Below are 2,898 nucleotides of genomic sequence, written 5' to 3'. Positions count from 1 at the left end.
TCCTTGGCCATCGCCGGGCCGGACCGTGCCAGCGTCACTGGCTGGCGTGGGCCGACATGGTTGTGCAGCGATTCGTAGCCGAACAGCCCCAGGTACGCCAGCGGCGTGTACATCACCGGCAAGCCGCGCGCGCCCTCGCCTGACCGCAGGAACAGCACGCTCATCAACAACCCCAGCGCCAGCAGCGGCGCCGTCCACGCCAGCCATGCGTGTGGCAGGCGTGGCTCCTCGCTGGGGCGCAGGCCGATACCCAGCAGCAACAGCAGCGACTTGGCCAGCGCCACGATGATCGCCTGGTAGTACTGCTCCAGAGCCTCCTGGAGGAACCCTCCGGAATACACCATCGACACGAATGCGCTGTAGGTCAGGTAGGAATCGGTGATGCGCATGTAGCCGTCGAAGAACAGCGCGCTGACTGAAAACGCCACGGCCACCAGCCACCGAACGGCGGCTGGACGGATCCAGGCACTGGCCACCAGCCCAGCCGCCAGCACCCCGAAAACGCCGAGGTATAACAACAGCGCGAAACTCGCGCCCAGTGCTTGCAAGCGCTCGAGGTAGTAGTCCTGAAAACTCGCCAGATAGACGACCAACAACGTCAGCTTGATATATCCGCGCATGTGCCTTCCGTCGTGTGTAACCGTATTTCTCCTGAACCGTAGCAGGGTTGAAACAAAGCACAAGGTCAAAACCGTCAACATATTGGCAATAAATTGACGCCGTAATCTGGCGTTTTTTTGTTGGCGTCCGAGTTATTAACTATTGCCCACACCTCCCGCATTTCGCGGCCTGTAACCGTTCATCGGCTTATAAACCGGCTATGTGCCAGTAGCTTTCAACGCTAAGTTCCGGATTCAAAAAGAGTTGGTGGCAAATGGCCGGAAACGTTAGCACCTGTAACTGAGCCGAAACATGCCATTGCTTTGACGCAAACCGGCGAGGCTGAGCTATACCGAATTCACACCGCTGTTTCATCTCCCTTACTACTTTCATACGAGGCACGCCGGCATGGATGTGAGCGTATTTGGTACCGGCTACGTCGGTCTTGTACAAGCCGCTGCCCTGGCAGACGTGGGACACCGCGTACTGTGCGTCGACGTCGACACGCACAAGATCAACCAGCTGCGCCAGGGGGTACCGCCGATCAGCGAACCCGGCCTGTCGGCCATGCTGGAGGAGAACATCAAGGAAGGCCGCCTGCTGTTCAGCACCCAGGCCAGCGACGCGGTCGCCCATGCCGAGCTGATCTTCATCGCGGTCGGCACGCCCCCTGACGAAGACGGCTCGGCCGACCTCACCCACGTGCTCAACGTTACCCGCCAGATCGCCGGGCTGATGGAACAAGACCGCACCCTGATCATCAAGTCGACCGTGCCGGTGGGCACCGCCGACAAAGTCATCGCCCTGGCCCGCGAAGAGCTGTTGCACCTGGCCAAGGACAATCTGGAAGTACGGGTGGTCTCCAATCCCGAGTTCCTCAAGGAAGGCAGCGCGCTGGCCGACTGCATGCGCCCCGACCGGATCATCATCGGTACCCGCGACGAGATCGCCCATGAGCAGATGGCCGAGCTCTACGCTCCCTTCTGCCGCAACCGTGAAAAGCTCATGGTGATGGACAACCGCAGCGCCGAACTGACCAAGTACGCCGCCAACGCCATGCTCGCCACGCGCATCAGCTTCATGAACGAGCTGGCCAACCTCAGCGAACACCTGGGCGCCGACATCGAGGCCGTGCGCCGGGGCATCGGCTCGGATCCCCGCATCGGCTACCACTTCATCTATCCCGGCTGCGGGTTCGGCGGATCGTGCTTCCCCAAGGATATCCGCGCGCTGCTGCACACCGCCGAGCATAGCGGCATGCCGCTGCGCTTGCTGCAAAGCGTCAGCGAGATCAACGACCGTCAGCGGCAGATCCTGTTCGGCAAGCTCAAGCAGCGCCTGCAAGGCGAGCTGCGCGGCAAGTCGATCGCCCTGTGGGGCCTGGCCTTCAAGCCCAACACCGACGACATGCGCGAGGCCCCCAGCCGCTACCTGATGGAAGCATTGTGGGCCGAGGGCGCCACGGTGCGGGCCTATGACCCCGAGGCGATGGACGAATGCCGGCGCCTGTACGGCTATCGCGAGGACCTGCAACTGTGCGCCACCCGTGACGACACCCTGCAGGATGCCGACGCGCTGGTGATCTGCACCGAGTGGAAGAATTTTCGCGTCGTCGACTTTGCCGTGCTGGCCAAGAAACTGCGCGCCCGGCTGATCATCGACGGACGCAATCTGTACACCCCCGAAGTGGTCGCCTCCCATGGCTTGAGCTACGCCGGCATCGGCCTGCGCCAAGTGCCGCCACAGGTTGGCGCGCCATGAAAGTGCTGGTCACCGGCGCCGCCGGATTCATCGGAGCCCATACCAGCCTGCGGCTGATCCGCGATGGCCACCAGGTACTGGGCCTGGACAACTTCAACGACTATTACGACCCGGCGCTCAAGCGCGCGCGGGTGCGCTGGATCGAAGACCAGACCGGCCCGTTCGCCCTGCACCTGATGGATTTGGGCGACCGCGACGGCATGGCGCGCCTGTTCGCCCAGGAACGCCCGGACGTGGTGGTTCATCTGGCGGCCCAGGCCGGGGTGCGCTACTCGCTGGACAACCCGCAGGCCTATGTCGACAGCAACCTGTGCGGCTTCCTCAACATCCTCGAGGGCTGCCGCCGTTATCCGGTTCGCCACTTGCTCTACGCGTCGTCGAGTTCGGTCTACGGCGCCAACCTGCGCACCCCCTATCGTGTGCAGGACGCCGTCGACCACCCATTGTCGCTGTACGCGGCCACCAAGAAAGCCAACGAGGCCATGGCCCACAGCTATAGCCACCTGTACGGCATCCCGTGCAGCGGCCTGCGCTTCT

Annotated in this window: 2 protein-coding genes and 1 pseudogene; 2 read left to right on the top strand and 1 reads right to left on the bottom strand. The window is 62.8% G+C overall.

The window, feature by feature from the left end:
* Positions 1-620, bottom strand: a pseudogene (locus VJS90_RS08670) (sulfatase); the annotation flags it as partial.
* 388 nt (positions 621-1,008) lie between these two features.
* Here VJS90_RS08670 and VJS90_RS08665 point away from each other — a divergent pair.
* A complete protein-coding gene (locus tag VJS90_RS08665) occupies positions 1,009-2,361 on the top strand; it encodes a UDP-glucose/GDP-mannose dehydrogenase family protein (protein WP_324121017.1) in 1,353 nt (450 codons plus the stop codon).
* Positions 2,358-2,898, top strand: a 541-nt coding sequence (locus VJS90_RS08660) for an NAD-dependent epimerase/dehydratase family protein (RefSeq protein ID WP_324121015.1), incomplete at its 3' end; no start/stop codon positions are given. The genes VJS90_RS08665 and VJS90_RS08660, both read left to right, overlap by 4 nt.

The organism is Pseudomonas sp., from assembly GCF_035277045.1.
Classification (GTDB): Bacteria; Pseudomonadota; Gammaproteobacteria; order Pseudomonadales; family Pseudomonadaceae; genus Aquipseudomonas.
The sequence above is the reverse complement of the archived record's forward strand: the minus strand, read 5'-3'. Positions and strand labels throughout refer to the sequence as shown.